14 protein-coding genes are annotated in these 20,256 nt (G+C 41.4%); 13 read left to right on the top strand and 1 reads right to left on the bottom strand.

The features are described 5' to 3' along the window. The first annotated feature begins 106 nt into the window (after positions 1-106). Positions 107-1,057 (top strand): hypothetical protein, encoded by a 951-nt coding sequence (locus ACS8FC_RS05550; RefSeq protein WP_439296105.1) that lies wholly within the window; start codon positions 107-109, stop codon positions 1,055-1,057. Between the two features lie 94 nt (positions 1,058-1,151). Here the strand turns inward: ACS8FC_RS05550 and gltA are convergent, their stop codons facing one another. Further along, positions 1,152-2,447, bottom strand: coding sequence for a citrate synthase (gene gltA / locus ACS8FC_RS05545; protein WP_439262449.1), 1,296 nt, complete (start codon positions 2,445-2,447; stop codon positions 1,152-1,154). Between the two features lie 1,157 nt (positions 2,448-3,604). On the opposite strand from gltA, the gene sdhC reads away from it, so the two are divergent. From sdhC to ACS8FC_RS05485, 12 genes are all read left to right on the top strand, one after another. Continuing rightward, complete coding sequence (gene sdhC, locus ACS8FC_RS05540) at positions 3,605-3,991, top strand: succinate dehydrogenase, cytochrome b556 subunit (protein WP_075103328.1); 387 nt, start codon at positions 3,605-3,607, stop codon at positions 3,989-3,991. Positions 3,992-4,011: 20 nt separating this feature from the next. Further along, positions 4,012-4,398 carry a succinate dehydrogenase, hydrophobic membrane anchor protein gene (gene sdhD / locus ACS8FC_RS05535; RefSeq protein ID WP_439262617.1) on the top strand — a complete coding sequence of 129 codons (387 nt, stop codon included), beginning with the start codon at positions 4,012-4,014 and terminating at the stop codon, positions 4,396-4,398. Between the two features lie 381 nt (positions 4,399-4,779). Further along, positions 4,780-6,630: a succinate dehydrogenase flavoprotein subunit gene (gene sdhA, locus ACS8FC_RS05530; protein WP_439262447.1), complete on the top strand. Its 1,851-nt coding sequence runs from the start codon at positions 4,780-4,782 to the stop codon at positions 6,628-6,630. A gap of 179 nt (positions 6,631-6,809) precedes the next feature. Continuing rightward, a complete protein-coding gene (locus ACS8FC_RS05525) occupies positions 6,810-7,520 on the top strand; it encodes a succinate dehydrogenase iron-sulfur subunit (RefSeq protein WP_439262445.1) in 711 nt (236 codons plus the stop codon). A gap of 937 nt (positions 7,521-8,457) precedes the next feature. Further along, the gene (locus ACS8FC_RS05520) at positions 8,458-11,343 is read left to right on the top strand and encodes a 2-oxoglutarate dehydrogenase E1 component (RefSeq protein ID WP_439296104.1); all 2,886 of its coding nucleotides are present in this window, start codon (positions 8,458-8,460) and stop codon (positions 11,341-11,343) included. 184 nt (positions 11,344-11,527) lie between these two features. Next, positions 11,528-12,781: a 2-oxoglutarate dehydrogenase complex dihydrolipoyllysine-residue succinyltransferase gene (gene odhB / locus ACS8FC_RS05515; RefSeq protein ID WP_439296103.1), complete on the top strand. Its 1,254-nt coding sequence runs from the start codon at positions 11,528-11,530 to the stop codon at positions 12,779-12,781. Positions 12,782-13,113: 332 nt separating this feature from the next. Next, on the top strand, positions 13,114-14,565 hold the full coding sequence (lpdA, locus tag ACS8FC_RS05510; protein ID WP_439296102.1) for a dihydrolipoyl dehydrogenase: 1,452 nt from the start codon (positions 13,114-13,116) through the stop codon (positions 14,563-14,565). Positions 14,566-14,787: 222 nt separating this feature from the next. Then, a complete protein-coding gene (gene sucC, locus ACS8FC_RS05505; RefSeq protein ID WP_439262437.1) occupies positions 14,788-15,954 on the top strand; it encodes an ADP-forming succinate--CoA ligase subunit beta in 1,167 nt (388 codons plus the stop codon). 134 nt (positions 15,955-16,088) lie between these two features. Beyond that, positions 16,089-16,964 carry a succinate--CoA ligase subunit alpha gene (gene sucD / locus ACS8FC_RS05500; protein ID WP_439296101.1) on the top strand — a complete coding sequence of 292 codons (876 nt, stop codon included), beginning with the start codon at positions 16,089-16,091 and terminating at the stop codon, positions 16,962-16,964. 431 nt (positions 16,965-17,395) lie between these two features. Continuing rightward, entirely contained in the window at positions 17,396-18,514 is a 1,119-nt protein-coding gene (gene neuC / locus ACS8FC_RS05495; RefSeq protein WP_439296100.1) for a UDP-N-acetylglucosamine 2-epimerase, read from the top strand. An 18-nt stretch (positions 18,515-18,532) separates the two neighbouring features. Then, positions 18,533-19,216 carry an acylneuraminate cytidylyltransferase family protein gene (locus ACS8FC_RS05490; RefSeq protein WP_439296099.1) on the top strand — a complete coding sequence of 228 codons (684 nt, stop codon included), beginning with the start codon at positions 18,533-18,535 and terminating at the stop codon, positions 19,214-19,216. Then, positions 19,213-20,253, top strand: a complete 1,041-nt coding sequence (locus ACS8FC_RS05485; protein WP_439296098.1) for an N-acetylneuraminate synthase family protein — start codon at positions 19,213-19,215, stop codon at positions 20,251-20,253. Before ACS8FC_RS05490 ends, ACS8FC_RS05485 begins: the two co-directional genes overlap by 4 nt. Positions 20,254-20,256: the final 3 nt, after the last annotated feature.

Here is a 20,256-nt window from a genome sequence, read left to right as displayed (position 1 = left end):
TAATGGTTATTATAAAATATGATGGTCTTGGCAATGAGTATTAGCAACATAGAAATAAACAATAAGTTGTATCTGCTATATTTGTTTTTAACAAAGGAGCTGTACCTTGATATTTAAGTCTTGGAATTCAAAGCCTAAAGCGGTTGATAAAGTTGGTCAAAAAACTACCAAATATAAGAATGCTAGGGTAGATTCGTTGCAACCAACCAGTATAGCAGCAGCAATGCTGGCAGGCGCGCTATTACTGACTGGCTGTCAACAGCAGTCAGAACCCACCATAACGGATGACGACAGTCAAACAAACGCTCAAACCGATACTGAAAATACCAAGCCTGCGCCATTAAGCGATTCTGCTAAAGCACGTATAGAGCAGTTTCAGCCATTGTATGTTACCCAAATGCAAGGGTTGCAGCGACGCTTGCAAGCAGAGTTTGAGGCGCTAAAAGCTGCTGATGCATCCGACAGTATCAGCCCATCATTACTCGATGGCGCGTCTGAACCAGTAGAAAATACAACGGCTCAAAACGACACTAACGCTAGTGCCAACACTACTGCTAGTACTGCCTCTGACACAGCAATTGATGAATCTAATAACGATGTTGAAAATGAAATAAACGTTAGTACGGAAGTAGGAGAGCGTGATTTAGAGGTACTAAAGCGTATCAGTCTTGAGCCGCGTAAGCCTGAAGTACTGACAGAAGAACAAATCATCGAACGTTATCAGCAAGCCATGCAAGCATTGTATCAGCCAGCAGCTACTGCACTTAGTGCGCAAAACTCAGATACCTTACTTAATATCGTCACTTTAGTGCCGCAGTTGTTTGAGCATGCAGAAATCGCTGAACGCGTCAATGTAAAGAGCCCTGCACTGGCGCGCTTGATTATCCAGCATCAAGTATGGCAGCAAATAGAAGCTCAGCAAGCTCAAGATATGCAACAAATGAAACTAACGCAGCAGCAAGAGTTTGAAAGTTTGATGACAAAGTTTAATGAGACCATTGAAGACTACGATAAGCAAATCGCCAAATACGAACAAACTTTGCAAGAGTTTCAGTAATTGTCCTTATCATTTATATGACCATAGAAAATCCCGCACGATGGCGGGATTTTTTATGGCTGTAACCGCTACTATTTATAGCAGCGCTTAGAGATTACTTACGATCTTCAACTTTGACAAAATCGCGCTTAGTCTCGCCAGTATATAACTGACGTGGGCGACCGATTTTGAACGGTGCACTATGCATCTCTAACCAATGGCTGATCCAACCAGAAGTACGAGCCAATGAGAAAATCACGGTAAACATTGACGTTGGAATACCAATGGCTTTTAAAATAATGCCAGAGTAGAAGTCAACGTTTGGATACAAGTTACGCTCGATGAAGAACGGATCTTCTAGAGCAATTCTTTCAAGTTCCATCGCCAATTCAAGCTTAGGATCATTGATACCTAGAGCTTCTAATACTTCATCAGAGGCTTTTTTAAGTACTTGAGCGCGTGGGTCGAAGTTTTTATAGACACGGTGACCAAAGCCCATTAGCTTCACTTCACGGCTTTTTACTTTTTCCATAAATGCAGGTACGTTTTCAACGGTACCGATCTCATCTAGCATCTCAAGGACAGCTTCGTTGGCGCCGCCATGTGATGGGCCCCATAACGCTGCGATACCAGCAGCGATACAAGCGTAGGGGTTAGCACCAGTAGAACCTGCTAAGCGTACTGTAGACGTTGAAGCGTTTTGCTCGTGATCAGCATGTAAGGTAAAGATCTTGTCCATTGCTTCGGCAATAACAGGGTTTACTTTATAGTCAACGTCACCAGGGGTGGCAAACATCATGTATAAAAAGTTTTCAGCATAGCTAAAGTCATTGCGTGGATACATGAATGGTTCGCCCTGCGAGTACTTATAACTCATCGCAGCAAGCGCTGGCATTTTGGCAATCAGACGAATAGCAGTAATTTCACGATGTTCTTCGTTACTGACATCCAAGCTTTCATGATAAAACGCTGATAGCGCACCCACGACCCCAACCATGATTGCCATTGGGTGAGCATCACGGCGAAAGCCTTCAAAGAATTTACGCAGCTGGTCATGAACACCTGAATGCTTGCGAATTTTCCCAAAAAAGTCTGCTTTTTGTTCTTTATTAGGTAGGTCGCCATGAATAAGAGCATAAGCAACTTCTAGATACTCAGCGTTGTTCGCCAATTCATCAATAGGGTAGCCACGATGTAGTAACTCACCTTTGCCGCCGTCAATAAAAGTGATTTTTGATTCAACAGGAGCTGTGACTTTAAACCCTGGATCATAAGACCAGTAACCGGCTTCTTGTAAAGCAGCAACATCGACAACTGGGCGACCTAAAGTACCGTGAATAATAGGAAGTTGGTATTCCTTACCATCTACTACTAGTGTGGCTTCATTATTTGACTTAATGTTATCAGCCATAATTTCCTCTCCATTGGTTTTAGCTTGTTAGAGTAAAAATACAAACGACACATAATTTTGTGACGTTACATGAACAAATATGAATTTAACTGATTTAAGATTGAGGCTATGTTACCAGTAATTTGACATAATTAGAAAAGAGTTTTAGCAGCTATATCCCTAATTCACGTGGTTTCAGGGTAGTTATATAAGGTAATTTTTGTATCAAAATATGTCTGTTAGCATATTTAGCGCATATTTAAGGTTTTTATAAAAGTATCAAGGGGTCTGTTAATTTGATAAAAATTGACTCTTTTTATTTGTTTTACCGTTTTAGGTTTTTTATTAATACGATGAAGAACATCTAGTGCATGACCAGTAGTCAAATCTGAGCTTGCTTGTGGTAGGTTCTAAAATAGTAAGGTTGCGACAATTTTATTACCATTGATAGGTTTTATGTCAACATAACCACTATATTCACTATTTAAGGGATAAATTTGTAATTGTCGGCTAGCCATTTTATAATGGCGTGATTTGACTGATGCTGATTATATATTAATGAATGTTAAGTAAGATACATGCGTTTGTTAAATCGTGAATCGAAAGGTGCTTTTTTTGATTGAATACGTAAATTTATAGTTATAACAATAGTTTATAGTGTCAATATTGGCGTTGTTTGTTCTATTTTTATATTGATTCTAAGACCGTTTGTGTCTTAGCAGGCAGTCAAATGACAATGTCTGTTTTTATTAAGGAATCAATTAAAAATAGACCAGTTAACTGAACCTCTTAAAAGACAGTCAACTATAAAATATGAATAAAAATACGTAGGGTTAAAGAATCTAGTATCTTAAATTTAGACAGACAGAATAGTTGATTCAAGCAAAACAATCGACTTAATTAAAACATAGCCATGTGTTCAACTTGCAAATTGTGATCGTCATATAAGTATCGTGTATGAGTGCTATGACTACTGACGATGAGCAAGCATTGTATTAATAATATAGACAGTTAATCGTGAATGTTTTATCTGTTGAATGCATATGAATGCCTAGCGTAAACTAGCACAGTCAGCTAGCTCTTCCTTACTTTATTCGTCTCATGTGTTGCTAAATGTTTGGTAGGATAGATTCCTGCTTAGCGTTGATAGTAGATACAGGAGTATAACCGCAAAAAGGATGCCCGCTGTGAAAAGCAACCGACCTATTGATCTGCCTTTGAGCCAAGTGATGGCCGTTAATCGCTCACCGATTGCGATAGCTTCAATTCTACATCGTATATCTGGCATTGTTCTATTCTTATTAATCCCTGTCATGCTTTGGTTGTTACAGACCTCTCTTGCGTCACCTGAAAGCTTTGCAACCGTATTTGATAATGTTTTTGTTCGCTTTTTAGCATGGATATTCGTTGCATCGATTGCATATCATTTTGTAATGGGTATCAAGCATTTATTTGCTGATAACGGTAACAACGAAGAGCTGAAATCAGCACGTATGGTGTCTGTTGTCAGTTTAGTGATTGCAGCGATTCTAATTGTCGCGTCATTTGTATGGGTGATGTTCTAATGATAAAAAATGATTCAGGAATCAAAAGCGCCACTGGTCTGACAGGCTCAGGCACACGTGATTGGGTAGTCCAGCGTATTAGTGCCGTTGTCCTAGCAGTCTATAGCGTCGTGTTACTTGGCTTCTTTTTGATGCATGGTGATGTGACTTTTATCGAATGGTCTGACTTTATGACCAGTTTGCCTATGCGTCTATTCAGTTTGGTTGCGGTACTTGCACTTGCTGGCCACGCTTGGGTCGGTATGTGGACCATATTCACTGACTATATTACCTCTGGTAAGATGGGTGAAAGCGCGCCAAAACTACGTATGGTATTACAAACCTTAATGATTATCGCCATTTTAGTTTATCTATTCTGGGGAGTTATGATCTTTTGGGGTAGTGGCTTCGGTGTTGTGGCTGTTTAATTATTATAGACACCTCATTTTTAGACGCTACGATGACAGACTGTATAGTTAACTTTAATTGCTTTTAACGCCTTTAAAAGCAGTCAGTCAGTGGCCATATTAGATTCATCATATTGTATTGGGCGGATTTACAGTGTCAATTAGGCGTATCCATAACTATAGAGTACGCGACATCATGTAGTGAGCACCGTTACAAAGCTTATTGAGCGACAGACATCCTAAGCTGAGTATGATGAAGAATATGCAAATTTTAGTAAGTGGCTAAAGGTGGTCTACAAATATTACTAGATTGATGAGCATGGTCAAAAGACGCTTAAAAATCTGACGTGATATTTGATTGGACTTCCTTATATTTACTTCACAAGCATTAGGAAAACCGTAATGGCAACAAGACAAGATAATACCATTAGTAACATCAAAACCTTAAATTACGATGCAGTCATCGTCGGTGGTGGCGGTTCAGGTATGCGTGCTTCACTACATTTGGCTGAAGCGGGTATGAAGGTTGCAGTTTTGACCAAAGTATTCCCAACCCGTTCGCACACAGTTGCAGCGCAGGGCGGTATTGGGGCAAGCTTAGGTAACATGAGTAACGACAACTGGCACTTTCACTTTTATGATACTGTAAAAGGCTCAGATTGGTTGGGTGATCAAGACGCTATCGAGTATATGTGCCGTGAAGCGCCAAAAGTCGTCTATGAGCTTGAGCACATGGGTATGCCATTTGACCGTAACGAAGATGGCACGATTTACCAGCGTCCATTTGGTGGTCATACGTCGAACTATGGTGAAAAAGCGGTTCAACGTGCTTGCGCTGCTGCTGACCGTACTGGTCACGCACTATTACACACTTTGTATCAGAAAAACTTACAGCAAGGTACTGAGTTCTTTATCGAGTGGATTGCACTTGATTTGATCAAAGACGAAGCTGGCAACATCAATGGTGTGGTAGCACTTGAGCAAGAAACAGGCGCGGTAGCTGTGTTCCAGTCACCGATTACGGTGTTAGCGACAGGCGGTGCTGGTCGTATTTTTGCCGCTTCTACCAACGCTTATATTAACACTGGTGACGGTATTGGTATGGCGGTTCGCGCTGGCATTCCATTACAAGATATGGAGTTTTGGCAGTTCCATCCAACGGGTGTTCACGGAGCAGGGGTGCTGTTGACTGAAGGTTGCCGCGGTGAAGGGGCAATCTTACGTAATAAAGACGGTGAAGCCTTTATGGAGCGTTATGCCCCAACCGTTAAAGACTTAGCACCCCGTGATCTGGTATCGCGCTCTATGGACCAAGAGATCAAAGAAGGTCGTGGTTGTGGTCCCAATGCAGATCATATCGTTATGGATATGACGCATTTAGGGGTAGATACCATCATGAAGCGCCTACCATCGGTATTTGAGATTGGTAAAAACTTTGCGAACGTTGATATCACTAAAGAGCCTATTCCAGTTATCCCTACCATTCATTATATGATGGGCGGTATTCCTACTACGATTCATGGTCAAGTGGTTGTACCAGATTTAGAAGCGGGTAAGGATGAAGACGGTCTTTATGCCAAAGGCGATGTCGTCAAAGGTCTATATGCTATTGGTGAGTGTGCGTGTGTTAGTGTCCATGGTGCCAACCGTTTAGGTACCAACTCATTGCTTGATTTATTAGTATTTGGACGTGCAGCAGGTAAGCATATCGTTGATGAATATCATCATGCTGATCATAACTACAAGCCGCTCGACCCGCATGTACTAGACTTTACGGTACGTCGTTTGGATAAATTGCAGCAATCTACAGAAGGCTACAATGCGCAAGACGTGGCAGATGAGATTCGTGCAACTATGCAAAAGCATGCAAGTGTATTCCGTACGCAAGCATTGATGGATGAAGGCGTAGAGAAAATCCTAGCATTGGGCGAGAAGATTGATCAGATTCATTTGGCTGATAAATCACAAGTATTTAATACAGCTCGTATCGAAGCATTTGAAGTCGCTAATCTGTATGAAGTTGCAAAAGCCACGATGATATCAGCAGCGAGTCGACATGAGAGCCGCGGTGCACACAGTGTCTCTGACTACGATCGTCCAGAAGACGATGATTACGCACCAAACGGTCGTAATGATCACGACTGGATGAAGCATACTCTATGGTATTCTGAAGGCAACCGTATTATCTACAAGCCAGTTCGTAAAGTTCCACTAACTGTCGATTATGTTGAGCCAAAAGTTCGCGTTTATTAATTTTATACGACATGCATCTTGTATACGTATAGGATTACCGTTTTATCCCTTATTAATTTATTAAAAAGGTGACCGCTAGCTACAAGCTTATACCAGTGCTATGATATAAATTGAACAATAGCGCTGGTATGATGCACATTTTGTATGCCCGCCATCACCTACGTGTGGAGTTTAGCATTATGAGCCGAGGTACTCGCACCATCGAAATCTATCGCTACGATCCTGATGTGGACGCAGCGCCGCGCATGCAGACTTATACGATTGAGCTACAAGACTCAGATCGTATGTTGCTTGATGTGTTATTGCGTCTCAAAAAGGAAGATGAAACCATCACCTTTCGCCGCTCATGTCGCGAAGGCATCTGTGGTTCTGATGGCGTAAACATTAATGGTAAAAATGGTTTGGCCTGTTTGATTAACATGAACACATTGCCTGAAAAAGTTACTGTTCGTCCATTGCCGGGCTTACCTGTTGTCCGTGACTTAGTCGTTGATATGAACCAGTTCTATGAGCAATACGAAAAAGTACATCCGTACTTGATCAATGAGCAGCCAGCGCCGCCAACCGAGCGTTTGCAGTCACCTGAGCAGCGTGAAAAGATGAATGGTCTGTACGAATGCATCTTATGTGCTTGCTGTTCTACCAGCTGTCCGTCATTTTGGTGGAACCCTGATAAGTTCTTAGGACCAGCAGCACTACTTAATGCCAACCGCTTTGTGGTTGATAGCCGTGATACTGATACCCAAGCTCGCCTAGCACGCTTGGATGATCCGTTCAGCCTATTCCGTTGCCGCGGTATTATGAACTGTGTATCGGTCTGTCCAAAAGGTCTAAACCCTACTAAAGCGATCGGCAACCTACGTAATTTATTATTAGATCAAGCTGGTTAACCAAATATCTAGGTATTCTTATACATACAAAGACACCGTCTGTTAATCAGGCGGTTTTTTTATTGCACAAGATGCTCTATTGCTAGATTAGCAAGAAGAGAGTCATTTATCTTAACTAATGTAAGTCTATGCGTACAGTACGTTGGTAGCATGTAAGAGATTATAGATTGACTATTATTTACCTGTACAATTTATACATGATAAAAAGCTTGTTGATTTGATAGGTCATCATACAATTTTGTCGATTGTAAAAGTTAAAGATTCGTTTAGCGCGAAGAAATCGTTTCTTTATGAGTTTTTTAGGAAAGTAACGTCTGTCATAATCAAGACTGTCTTATAAATAAAGTTGGTGTTTCGCAACTTATGATAAATATTGCTTCATAAAAATGTTATCATAGCGCTACTAAACAACGTTAAAAAATAGACTCTTTACACTAACTCTCTACGAACTTTTAGCCATGCCATCATTAATAATATACGCCTGATGTCCGTAAAGTGATGACTAATATTCGAAAAGTAATAGTTAATATTTAATATGTAAATACTTAGTATTGAACAAACAAACTATGTCAGGTAATTTATGCATGTTACCTTATACAGCAGTGTATGCTCGTTATAGATGACACTTTAAATGGTTTTTAAACATTTTTTGCAAAGCAATTGTTTATCTAAGTGACTAACATCAGTGAAGCTTGGACTTGATATTATCGTGGCTCATACTCATTTATAATATCAAGCGATCATAAGTAGCGCTTAGCGTAATCAGTCAATGACCATTATTCACAAACTATTACTCAAGAACAGTAACTATCGATAAGTAATAACTAGTAAATAGTATTTCATGATGTATACCAACTTTTTTAAAAGCTTAGCGTATAATAGAACACACAATAATAAGCACGATTCCATTCATTTATCTATCAAATAGACGATTATTATGAATAGTATAACGAAAGAAGCAGCCGGCGTAGAACATACTGAACTTGCCGCTGACAATGCCCTTTATATCGAATCCCTTTATGAGCAGTTTTTAAGCGACCCAGACAGTGTCGATACGGATTGGCAAGATTATTTTAAGCAGTACCAATCTCCTAACGATGCCAAGCATAATGCCATTAAAGATCAATTCTTATTGCTTGCCCGTAATCAGACAGCCAATAAAGTTGGCCCCGCCTCTGACAATACAACTACAAGCACCCCAGAAGACTGTGCAGACCCTAAACAGATGGCTGTCCAGCAATTGATTTCGGCGTATCGTCGTCGTGGTCATCGCCGTGCACAGCTTGATCCTTTAGAGCTGCATCCGCGCGCTGAAGTCGAAGATTTGACCCTCGCTTACCATGGCTTATCAGAAGCCGATCTCGATACTGTATATCCTACTAGCGATCTTAATATCGGTAAAAAAGAAGCGCCATTGCGTGAAATTATCGAAATTATGGAGCGCGTCTATTGCCGTCATATCGGTGTAGAGTACATGCACGTGACCACCAGTACCGAAAAACGTTGGATGGAAAAGTATCTCGAGACCAATCTAGGTTATATCAAGTTTGACGAGGAAAAACGCTTATCTATTTTGGAGCGTTTGACGGCTGCTGAAGGATTAGAGAAGTACTTAGCGCGTAAATATACGGGCGTAAAACGTTTTGGTTTAGAAGGCGGCGAAAGCTTTATTCCTGCGGTTAGCGAAATCATTCAACGTGCTGGTAGTTACGGTACCAAAGAGATGGTTATCGGTATGGCTCACCGTGGACGTCTTAACTTATTGGTTAACGTCTTGGGTAAAAATCCTGCTGATCTATTTGACGAGTTTGATGGGAAAGTACAGCCAGAAAAAGGCTCAGGCGATGTCAAATACCACAATGGTTATTCATCTAATGTAATGACACCAGGCGGTGAAGCGCATTTAGCACTGGCCTTTAACCCATCGCACCTTGAGATTGTTGCTCCAGTACTACAAGGTTCAGTACGCGCACGTCAAGTACGCCGTAATGATCAAGCTCGTCATAATGATAAAGATGGCAACTCAGTATTGCCAATTGTTGTGCATGGTGATGCAGCGTTTGCTGGTCAAGGCGTGGTGCAAGAGACTTTTCAGATGTCACAGACGCGTGCTTATACCACGGGTGGTACGGTACATATTGTCATAAACAACCAAGTTGGCTTTACGACCAGTCGTCAAGAAGATTTGCGTTCGACAGAATACTGTACCGATGTCGCCAAAATGGTTCATGCTCCTATTTTACATGTAAACGGTGATGATCCTGAATCGGTTGTTTTTGCCGCGCAGCTTGCACTTGATTACCGTCATGAGTTTGATAAAGATATTATTATCGATCTGTTTTGTTATCGCCGTAACGGTCACAACGAAGCCGATGAGCCTTCTGCAACTCAGCCATTGATGTATGCCGTTATCAAAAAGTTACCAACGACTCGTGCACTCTATGCACAGCAATTAGTAGAAGCTGGTGTGATCGATGAAGAAAAAGCCAAAAACTACGAGGACTTATACCGTGAGTCGCTAGATCGTGGTGATTATGTGGTGAATTCTTTAGTCAACGATCCTGATGAAGCGCTTTTTGTTAACTGGAAACCGTATTTAGGTCATGACTTGGTTGACGATTGGGATACCAGTGTCGATATCGAAAAGTTAAAAGAGTATGGTCACCGCATGGCGAAAATGCCAGAAGGTTATAAGCTACAGCGTCAAGTGCAAAAGCTTGTTGATCAGCGTTTAGCGATGCAAACTGGTGAAGAGCCTCTTAACTGGGGCGCAGCAGAAACGCTTGCTTATGCTTCTCTTGTCGACAATGATGATGTATTAGTACGTATCACTGGTGAAGATGTTGGCCGCGGTACTTTCTCACATCGCCATAGCGAAATTTATAACGTCAACGATGGCAGTATGTATGTGCCACTTGCGCATATAAGCGAGACCCAAGCGCGTTTTGCCACCTACAACTCATTGCTATCAGAAGAAGCGGTACTAGCCTTTGAGTATGGCTATGCAACGACAGTTCCTAACGCGTTGATTGTATGGGAAGCGCAGTTTGGCGATTTCGTTAACGGTGCGCAGGTGGTTATCGACCAGTTTATCTCTAGTGGTGAGACCAAATGGCAGCGTGTTTGCGGTCTAACGATGCTCTTACCACATGGTTATGAAGGTCAAGGCCCTGAACATTCTTCAGCACGTCTTGAGCGCTTTTTACAGTTATGTGCTGAAGACAATATGCAGGTCATTACTCCGACTACGCCAGCGCAAATCTATCATGCACTACGTCGTCAAGCAGTACGTCCAATTCGTAAACCCTTGATCGTGATGTCACCCAAAAGCTTATTACGTCATAAGCTTGCAACTTCACAATTAGAAGAGCTTGCTAACGGCAAATTTGAAACAGTACTACCAGAGATTGATCAGCAAAACGCCGATCAGATCACACGTTTGGTACTGTGCGGTGGTAAAGTTTATTATGACCTACTTGAGCAGCGCCGCGCATTGGGTCTGGAGCATGTGGCCATCGTTCGTATTGAGCAGTTATATCCACTTCCAGAAAAACGCTTGATTGCTGAGATAGAAAAATACAGCAATCTAGAAGAGATCGTTTGGTCACAAGAAGAACCATTGAACCAAGGTGCTTGGTATTATTTAGCGCCGCATATGTTCCGTATTGTGGTACCGCATCCGACTAAAGCGAAAGTGATGGATCCAGTAGCACGTCCTCCTAGTGCAGCGCCAGCGACTGGTTCACCAAAGTTGCATGCTCAGCAGCAGCAAACACTGGTTGCCGAGAGTCTAGGTGTTAGTGTGGATAAATTGGCTGAATAAGTGTCACCAATATAAGATTAATCAATGAGACGATAGCAGTTAGCTCCTATTACATGGTTATATGATCAAGAAGTAAATGAGGTATGAGGGTATGTTTTTATTAATGACATATCCTTAAATAGGAAATAGCTGTCTATCACGACGTAATAATAAATAGTAATATCTAAATCTAAGGAGTATATCGATGGCTGAAATCAATGCCCCCGTTTTTCCAGAATCGATTGCCGACGGCACGATTGTTGAATGGCATGTCACTGAAGGTCAACAGGTTAATCGTGATGACCTATTAGCAGAGATCGAAACTGATAAAGTAGTATTAGAAGTCGTTGCACCTGATGACGGTGTAGTGACCAAAATCGTCAAGCAAGTCGATGATACTGTTGAATCAGCTGACTTAATCGCAGAGTTCGAAGCTGGCGCAAGTGGCAGTTCTGATGCTGGCTCTAATGAAGCGCCAGCCGTAGATCCAGATCAACCTGCTGCACCAGTACAACAAAAAGAAACTGGTTATGGCGATACCCCAAGTCGTCCAGATGCGCCGCATGATGAAGCCGATCATAAAGATCAAAGTCCAGCGGTACGTAAAGCTGCCAAAGAAAGTGGCGTAAATCCTAAAGAAGTCGAAGGCAGTGGTCGCGGCGGCCGAGTAACCAAGACTGACATGGCAAGCCCAAAGCTAAAAGCTGATAGCTCTATCAAGTCTGACAGTGGTCGTCCTGTCGCTGAGTCAACGGGCGAGCGTACTGAAAAACGCGTACCAATGACCCGTTTACGTAAGCGTGTTGCTGAGCGTCTATTGTCAGCATCACAAGATACAGCGATGCTAACGACGTTTAACGAAGTCAACATGAAGCCGTTGATGGACTTACGTACTAAGTATAAAGAGAAGTTTGAAAAACGTCATGGTGTACGTCTAGGCTTTATGTCATTGTTCGTACGCGCCGCTACCGAAGCGCTAAAACGTTTCCCAGCAGTAAACGCCTCATTAGATGGCGATGATATCGTTTATCATGGTTTTTATGATATCGGTGTTGCCGTCTCATCAGATCGCGGCCTAGTTGTGCCAGTATTGCGTGATACCGATCGCATGAGCATGGCAGATGTCGAAAGCAAAATCCGTGAGCTTGGCGGTAAAGCACAAGAAGGCAAATTAGGTCTAGATGAGATGACTGGTGGTACGTTCACTATCTCAAACGGCGGTGTCTTTGGCTCACTGATGTCAACGCCTATCTTGAATCCGCCGCAAACGGCTATTTTAGGTATGCATGCTATCAATGATCGCCCAATGGCTGTTGATGGCAAAGTTGAAATCCTACCGATGATGTATCTGGCGCTGTCTTACGACCACCGTATGATTGATGGTAAAGAGGCGGTACAGTTCTTAGTGACTATCAAAGAGCTCGTTGAAGATCCATCATTATTACTATTAGATCTATAAGTGTTTAAGCTTGTATTGGTAATCACCGATACAAGCTTTTTTAGCTTTGTGACAAAAGCTCTCCCAGTTATTCTGCAATTCTCACGGTTACACATCAGCGTTATACGGCATAAGATACTGAAGTAGTGTATTGACTATACGGTTATCTGCTGGCTGATTACGTTTGTTATTAATAAATTGCTTAATAGCTTAAACGATAACGAATACCAAACCTAAAAAATATGATTGGCCATGTCAAACTTGCTTAGTCTACTAATAGGTAGCGTTTGCACCGGTTTTTCTGGTTACTCAAGCTTTTAGGCATAGTATAAAATTTGAAATAGGAACGGACTATGAAAGACAATTATGATTTGGTCGTCATTGGCGGCGGTCCCGGTGGTTATGAAGCAGCTATCCGTGCAGGACAGCTGGGTATGAGTGTGGCTTGTATCGAAAAACGCGTTTATAAAGGCGAGCCTGCTCTTGGCGGTACGTGCTTAAACGTCGGTTGTATCCCATCAAAAGCACTCCTTGACAGCTCGCATCGTTATGAAGCGACTAAACATGATCTTGATGAGCATGGCATTAGTACAGGCGACGTCTCTATCAACATCGAGCAAATGATAGAGCGTAAAGAAGGTATTGTTAAGCAGTTGACTGGCGGTGTAGCAGCATTATTAAAAGGTAACGGCGTTGACTGGCTACAAGGCTGGGGCACGTTAGTTGACGGTAAAGGTGGTGACAAAAAAGTTAAGTTTGTCGCTTTAGAAGATGAATCTGAGACCACCATCACTGCAAAAAACGTTATTTTGGCAGCAGGCTCTGTGCCTATCGAGATTCCAGTCGCCAAAACTGACGGCGATCGTATCGTTGACTCAACAGGCGCGCTTGATTTCACTGAAGTGCCTAAACGTTTAGGCGTTATCGGTGCTGGTGTTATCGGCCTTGAGCTTGGCTCTGTATGGCGTCGCTTAGGTAGTGAAGTGGTTGTATACGAAGCGCTACCTGAATTTTTAGCCGCTGCTGATAAAGACATCGCTAAAGAATCTCGTAAGATGTTTAAAAAGCAAGGCCTTGATATCCGTGTCGATACCAAAGTCACCAATGCTGAAGTACAAGGAGATGAAGTCGTCGTCACTAGTGAAAACAAAGGCGAATCGAGCGAGGAGCGTTTTGATAAGCTCATCGTTTGTGTTGGCCGCCGTGCTTACTCTGAAAAACTACTGGGTGATGACAGCGGTGTTACCTTGACTGAACGTGGTCTGATTGACGTGAATGACCAATGTAAAACCAATCTTGATGGTGTATATGCAATCGGTGATTTAGTCCGTGGTCCTATGCTGGCGCATAAAGCAATGGAAGAGGGCATGATGGCGGTTGAGCGTATCCATGGTGAAAAAGCACAAGTCAACTATGATACTATTATCAACGTTATCTATACGCATCCAGAAATCGCATGGGTTGGTTTGACTGAACAAGAAGCGACTGAAGCAGGCTATGAAGTCAAAACTGGTTCATTTAACCTAGCTGCTAACGGCCGTGCTCTTGCGCAAAGTGAAGCGCAAGGCTCTATCAAAGTCGTTGCTGATGCAAAAACAGACCGCCTATTAGGCATGCATGCTATCTCAGCTGGTGCTGGTGATATCGTCCATCAAGGTATGATTGCGATGGAGTTTGTTTCTAGTGTTGAAGACTTGCAGCTAATGACGTTTGCGCATCCAACGATATCAGAAGCCGTACACGAAGCGGCACTATCAGCCGATGGCCGTGCTATTCACGCCATTCAGCGTAAAAAACGTAAGTAATCGCTAACGTTTACCGAGTAGGTATTAAGGTATAAATTGACCGTAGTACAGTAGACGTCATGACTATGATAACTATGATGATCATGATGACTATGCTTATGATAAGGGTTATAACGATAAGCGTTATAACCACTGGAGCTACGGCTATAAGTGCACTATATAAATATTATCGTGCACTTATTTTCACTTTTTATTAATTGTAAAAAATAAAGGATACAATCAATGAATTTACATGAGTATCAAGCAAAAGAGCTATTAAAAAGCTACGGTTTGCCAATTCAAGAAGGCATCATTGCCCATAGTGGCGACGAAGCAGCAGCTGCCTTTGATAAAACCCCAACGGATATCGCCGTTATCAAAGCACAGGTCCATGCTGGTGGTCGCGGTAAAGCTGGTGGTGTAAAGCTGGTTAAGACTCGTGAAGAAGCTAAGCAAGTCGCTGATGAGCTTATCGGTACTAATCTAGTAACCTTCCAAACTGACGCTGATGGTCAACCAGTCAACTTCGTATTGGTTGCAGAAGATATGTACCCAGTACAAACTGAGCTATATCTTGGCGCAGTTGTCGATCGTTCTACGCGCCGCGTTACCTTTATGGCATCAACTGAAGGCGGTGTCGATATCGAAGAAGTCGCTAATGAGACGCCAGAAAAAATCTTTAAAGTGAGCGTAGATCCATTGGTAGGTCTAATGCCTTACCAAGCGCGTGATGTCGCGTTTCAGTTGGGTTTAGAAGGTAAACAAATCAACCAGTTTGTAAAAATCATGACTGGCGCTTATCAAGCATTCGTCGAAAATGATTTTGCCTTACTTGAAGTCAACCCGCTAGCAGTTCGTGAAAACGGCGAGATCGTTTGTGTTGATGGCAAAATCGGTATCGACTCAAACGCACTATATCGTCTACCAAAAATCGCAGCACTACAAGACAAAACGCAAGAAAACGAGCGTGAGCTAAAAGCGGCTGAATTTGATCTAAACTATGTGGCCCTAGAAGGCAACATCGGTTGTATGGTCAACGGTGCTGGTCTGGCTATGGCGACTATGGACATCATCAAATTGTATGGCGGCAAGCCTGCTAACTTCCTAGACGTTGGCGGCGGCGCAACTAAAGACCGTGTGGTTGAAGCGTTCAAAATCATTTTAGAAGACAGCAGTGTCGAAGGCGTTCTAATCAACATCTTTGGCGGTATCGTACGCTGTGACATGATTGCAGAAGCGATCATCGCAGCAGTCAAAGAAGTTGATGTACAAGTACCAGTCGTAGTACGTCTAGAAGGTAACAACGCTGAATTAGGCTTGCAGATCCTAGAAGAGTCTGGTCTGAAGCTGACGTCAGCTCAGGGCCTTGCAGATGCAGCACAAAAAATTGTCGACGCAGTTCAAGCATAATTCTCTATATATAGAGTCTTGAATATAGTAGTCAAAGCGTAATAGCAGTTTTAGTGATGATGAATCGTTAATATTCAACGATATATCAGTTTACAAGCTGCTATTACAAGACAACCGAATACAAGGAAAAAACAATGAGTGTATTAATTGATAAAGATACCAAAGTATTGGTACAAGGTTTCACTGGTAAAAACGGTACGTTCCACTCTGAGCAAGCCATCGAATACGGTACTAAAGTCGTTGGCGGTGTCACGCCAGGTAAAGGCGGGCAAACGCACTTAGGCCTACCAGTATTTAACACCATGGCGGAAGCGATGGAAGCGACTCAAGCTGATGCATCAGTTATCTATGTACCAGCACCATTCGTACTAGATTCTATCGTAGAAGCTGTCGATGCAGGCGTAAAGCTTATCGTTGTGATCACTGAAGGCGTACCGACGATCGATATGCTAAAAGCAAAGCGTTATATCGAAGAAGCAGATGATGTACGTATGGTTGGCCCTAACTGCCCAGGTGTCATCACGCCAGGCCAGTGCAAAATCGGTATCATGCCAGGCCATATCCATCAGCCAGGTAAAGTCGGTATCATCTCACGCTCTGGTACGCTAACGTATGAAGCGGTTGCGCAAACGACGAAGCTTGGCTTTGGTCAGTCAACCTGTATCGGTATCGGCGGTGATCCTATCCCTGGTATGAACCAGATCGACGCGCTAAAACTGTTCCAAGACGATCCACAAACCGAAGCTATCGTACTAATCGGTGAGATCGGTGGTACGGCTGAAGAAGAAGCAGCTGCTTATATCAAAGAAAACGTGACTAAGCCAGTCGTTGGTTACATCGCTGGTGTAACGGCTCCTGAAGGCAAGCGTATGGGTCATGCTGGCGCTATCATCTCTGGTGGTCAAGGTACTGCTGAAGAGAAATTCAAAGCCTTTGAAGATGCAGGCATCGCGTATACTCGCGATCCAGCTAAAATCGGTGATAAGTTAAAAGAAGTTACTGGTTGGTAATACAGATCTAGTTCTGATATATAGGCATAAAATATTATTAGAAGAAACACTCCTATATTGGGGTGTTTTTTTTAGTCGATAAAAAGAATATGTTTAATAGATCTTAATATCGCTACGAGTAGAGCTTACCAAGCTATCGTACTAAGGTATTGTTATGATAACTTGGATAAAGTAAACAATTATGGCGATAATCGGTTTTTTATTCTAAAAATCAAATATTTTTGGTTAAGTTTTAGGGCCGATCATAAATATATTTACTATTATGAATATTTTGTAAGGCTTATCAGTTAAAGCTTACATTGATAAAAGTAAATAAACGAGTAAACAACGTAGATTTGATCCCTTCTACCCCCTAAATTAACACCTTGAAAAAACTTTACTACAACCCTACAATGAGGTGTTTTTTATTCAAAATCGGACGAAATTTGTATATGAAGAAAATATTGTTTGTAACAGGTACTAGAGCAGATTTCGGTAAAATAAAAAGCTTAATGGATAAAGTTGAAAGTATGGAAGGTTTTGAGCTTCACGTCTTAGTAACAGGGATGCATATGATGAAGCTATATGGTTCAACTTTCAATGAAGTAAAAAAGCAGAAATATAAGAATAGTTATCTTATCTCAAACCAACATATTGATGAGCCCATGTGCTCTATATTGTCTAATACTATTAGTATCATCTCAAGGTTAGTAAATTCTATCGAACCTGATATGATCGTTGTACATGGAGATCGTATAGAAGCGTTGGCTGGAGCTACAGTAGGAGCTCTTAATCATATTCGAGTATGTCATATAGAAGGTGGTGAGTTATCAGGAACTATCGATGACTCAATAAGACATTCTATTACTAAGCTTTCTCATATTCATATGGTTGCTAATGACGAAGCTAAGCAAAGACTGATTCAAATGGGTGAAAATAATAATGCTATCTTTATTATAGGTTCTCCTGATTTAGATATTATGGACTCTGCAAGTTTACCTAGTCTAAAAGCAGCAAAAAAACATTACGAAATTGACTACGAAAACTACGGTATTGTGATGTTCCATCCTGTAACCAGTGAAGAAAAAGATATTAAACTATATGCTGAGAATCTATTTAGAGTTCTTGATAGCTCAGGTAGAAACTATATAGTTATCTACCCAAATAATGATCCTGGTAGTTTGAAGTTGTTAGATGTTATCGAAACGTATGAAGACAATCCAAGTTTTAGAATATTTCCTTCCATCAACTTTGAGTTCTTCTTAGTTCTACTGAAAAATTCGGAGTTTATTATAGGTAATTCAAGTGCCGGAGTAAGAGAAGCTCCTTTCTATGGCTTACCAAGTATAAATATAGGTACTCGTCAAAACTCTCGCTTTAGAGGTCCTTCAGTGTTGGATTGTGCTTATTCAGAAGAAGATATTAAGCAATCTCTTACGAAGATTGACACACTTGATGTTGAGAAATCTACTTGGTTTGGTAAGGGAAATAGTACTGAGCTATTTGAGTCTCATATCGTTAGTAAAAGAATGTGGGATATCCCAGTTCAAAAAGTTTTTGTGGATCTATGAATCTGGGGTTAAGTAACTATGACATATATTGCAGTTATACCAGCGCGCGGTGGTTCAAAGGGTATAAAAGATAAAAATTTACAGTTAGTCGATGGTACTTCTCTATTAGCCAGAGCTATAAAGTCAGCCAAATCTATACCTAGCATTAGTAGAGTGATCGTATCTACAGATTCTAAAAATATAATGGAAGAAGCATTACTACACGATGCTGAAGTTCATGAAAGACGAGAACTTACATCATCAGACAGTGCAAAAACTATTGAAGTTTTGAAAGATATATATTGTGAGATGCAGCTTTCTAATGAAATATGTATTCTTTTACAGCCTACTAGTCCATTACGTGAAGTTGAAAATATAGAGGCTTGTATAGATGAATACGAAAGCGATATCTCTGTAAATTCTGTAGTATCGGTGACTGAATGTGAACATCACCCTTACAAAGTTGTCGTTCAAGATGTTGATGGTCAAATGGTTCCCATAAGGGATATTTCAGATTTAGAGGCTCCAAGACAGTTATTACCAAAAGCATTACGTATCAATGGAGCTGTTTATATCGTTTCTTTCAAAAACTTGATTAAAAATGAGTCCTTTTTCTGCCAACCTGTAAAATTTATTGCAATGGATGAAGAGGAGTCTATTGATATTGATAGTCATGCAGATTTAGATAGAGCCAACTTAATTATTAAAGGTAGAACATTATGAAACCAAGCTTTAAAATCGGAAATCGCGATATCGGCTATGATTTTGAACCGTTAGTTATTGCGGAAATTGGAATTAATCACGAAGGCTCTTTAGACGTTGCTAAAGAAATGGTAGACGCAGCTCATAGAGCTGGTGCAGAGATGGTAAAACATCAAACACACGTAGTAGAAGATGAGATGTCTGAAGAAGCGAAATCTGTAATTCCAGGTAATGCAGACGTGTCTATCTATGAAATCATGGAAAGGTGTGCGCTGAACGAAGAAGATGAAACTGCTCTTAAAGAGTATATTGAGTCTAAAGGGATGATATTCATTAGTACTCCTTTTTCAAGAGAAGCAGCCTACCGTCTCAAACGTATGGGTGTAGAAGCTTATAAAATAGGGTCGGGTGAATGTAACAACTATCCACTTATCAAACTTGTTGCCTCATTTGGTAAGCCTATTATCTTATCCACTGGTATGAATAGTATTGAAAGTATTCGAAAGTCTGTCGAAATATTGGAATCTGCAAAAGTACCATATTCACTTTTACATTGCACGAACGTATATCCGACTCCATACGAATTGGTACGTTTAGGTGCATTGACCGAATTGGAAGAGGCGTTCCCTAATGCTGTGATTGGGCTGTCTGACCACTGTGTAGATAATTATGCATGCTTAGGAGCAGTAGCATTAGGAGCTAGCGTACTAGAGCGTCATTTCACGGATAGTTTCGATCGCGCGGGTCCAGATATCAATTGTTCTATGGACTCTGATGGGATGGCCGAGCTTATTAAAGGTAGCAAGGCTATTGCAAAAGCTCGTGGCGGTTCTAAGGGTGCAGTTGCTGAAGAAAAATCAACAATTGATTTTGCTTTCGCTTCTGTAGTCGCTTATAAGGATATCGAGGAAGGTGAAACCTTTACCGAAGAGAATTTATGGGTACGTCGTCCTGGAACTGGAGACTTCTTAGTTGACCAATATGAATCATTAATTGGTAAAACTGCTCAAACTAATATTGGCAAAGGTGAGCAGCTCAAAAAAAATCAAGTGAGCTAGACA

This window comes from Psychrobacter sp. 1Y4, assembly GCF_051847555.1.
The sequence above is the reverse complement of the archived record's forward strand: the minus strand, read 5'-3'. Positions and strand labels throughout refer to the sequence as shown.

Coding starts and splice junctions, on each gene's coding strand:
- ACS8FC_RS05485 (WP_439296098.1), top strand. CDS start 19,213: ATGAAACCAAGCTTTAAAATCGGAAATCGCGATATCGGCTATGATTTT.
- odhB (WP_439296103.1), top strand. CDS start 11,528: ATGGCTGAAATCAATGCCCCCGTTTTTCCAGAATCGATTGCCGACGGC.
- ACS8FC_RS05490 (WP_439296099.1), top strand. CDS start 18,533: ATGACATATATTGCAGTTATACCAGCGCGCGGTGGTTCAAAGGGTATA.
- lpdA (WP_439296102.1), top strand. CDS start 13,114: ATGAAAGACAATTATGATTTGGTCGTCATTGGCGGCGGTCCCGGTGGT.
- ACS8FC_RS05525 (WP_439262445.1), top strand. CDS start 6,810: ATGAGCCGAGGTACTCGCACCATCGAAATCTATCGCTACGATCCTGAT.
- gltA (WP_439262449.1), bottom strand. CDS start 2,447: ATGGCTGATAACATTAAGTCAAATAATGAAGCCACACTAGTAGTAGAT.
- sdhA (WP_439262447.1), top strand. CDS start 4,780: ATGGCAACAAGACAAGATAATACCATTAGTAACATCAAAACCTTAAAT.
- sucC (WP_439262437.1), top strand. CDS start 14,788: ATGAATTTACATGAGTATCAAGCAAAAGAGCTATTAAAAAGCTACGGT.
- sucD (WP_439296101.1), top strand. CDS start 16,089: ATGAGTGTATTAATTGATAAAGATACCAAAGTATTGGTACAAGGTTTC.
- neuC (WP_439296100.1), top strand. CDS start 17,396: ATGAAGAAAATATTGTTTGTAACAGGTACTAGAGCAGATTTCGGTAAA.
- ACS8FC_RS05520 (WP_439296104.1), top strand. CDS start 8,458: ATGAATAGTATAACGAAAGAAGCAGCCGGCGTAGAACATACTGAACTT.
- sdhC (WP_075103328.1), top strand. CDS start 3,605: ATGCCCGCTGTGAAAAGCAACCGACCTATTGATCTGCCTTTGAGCCAA.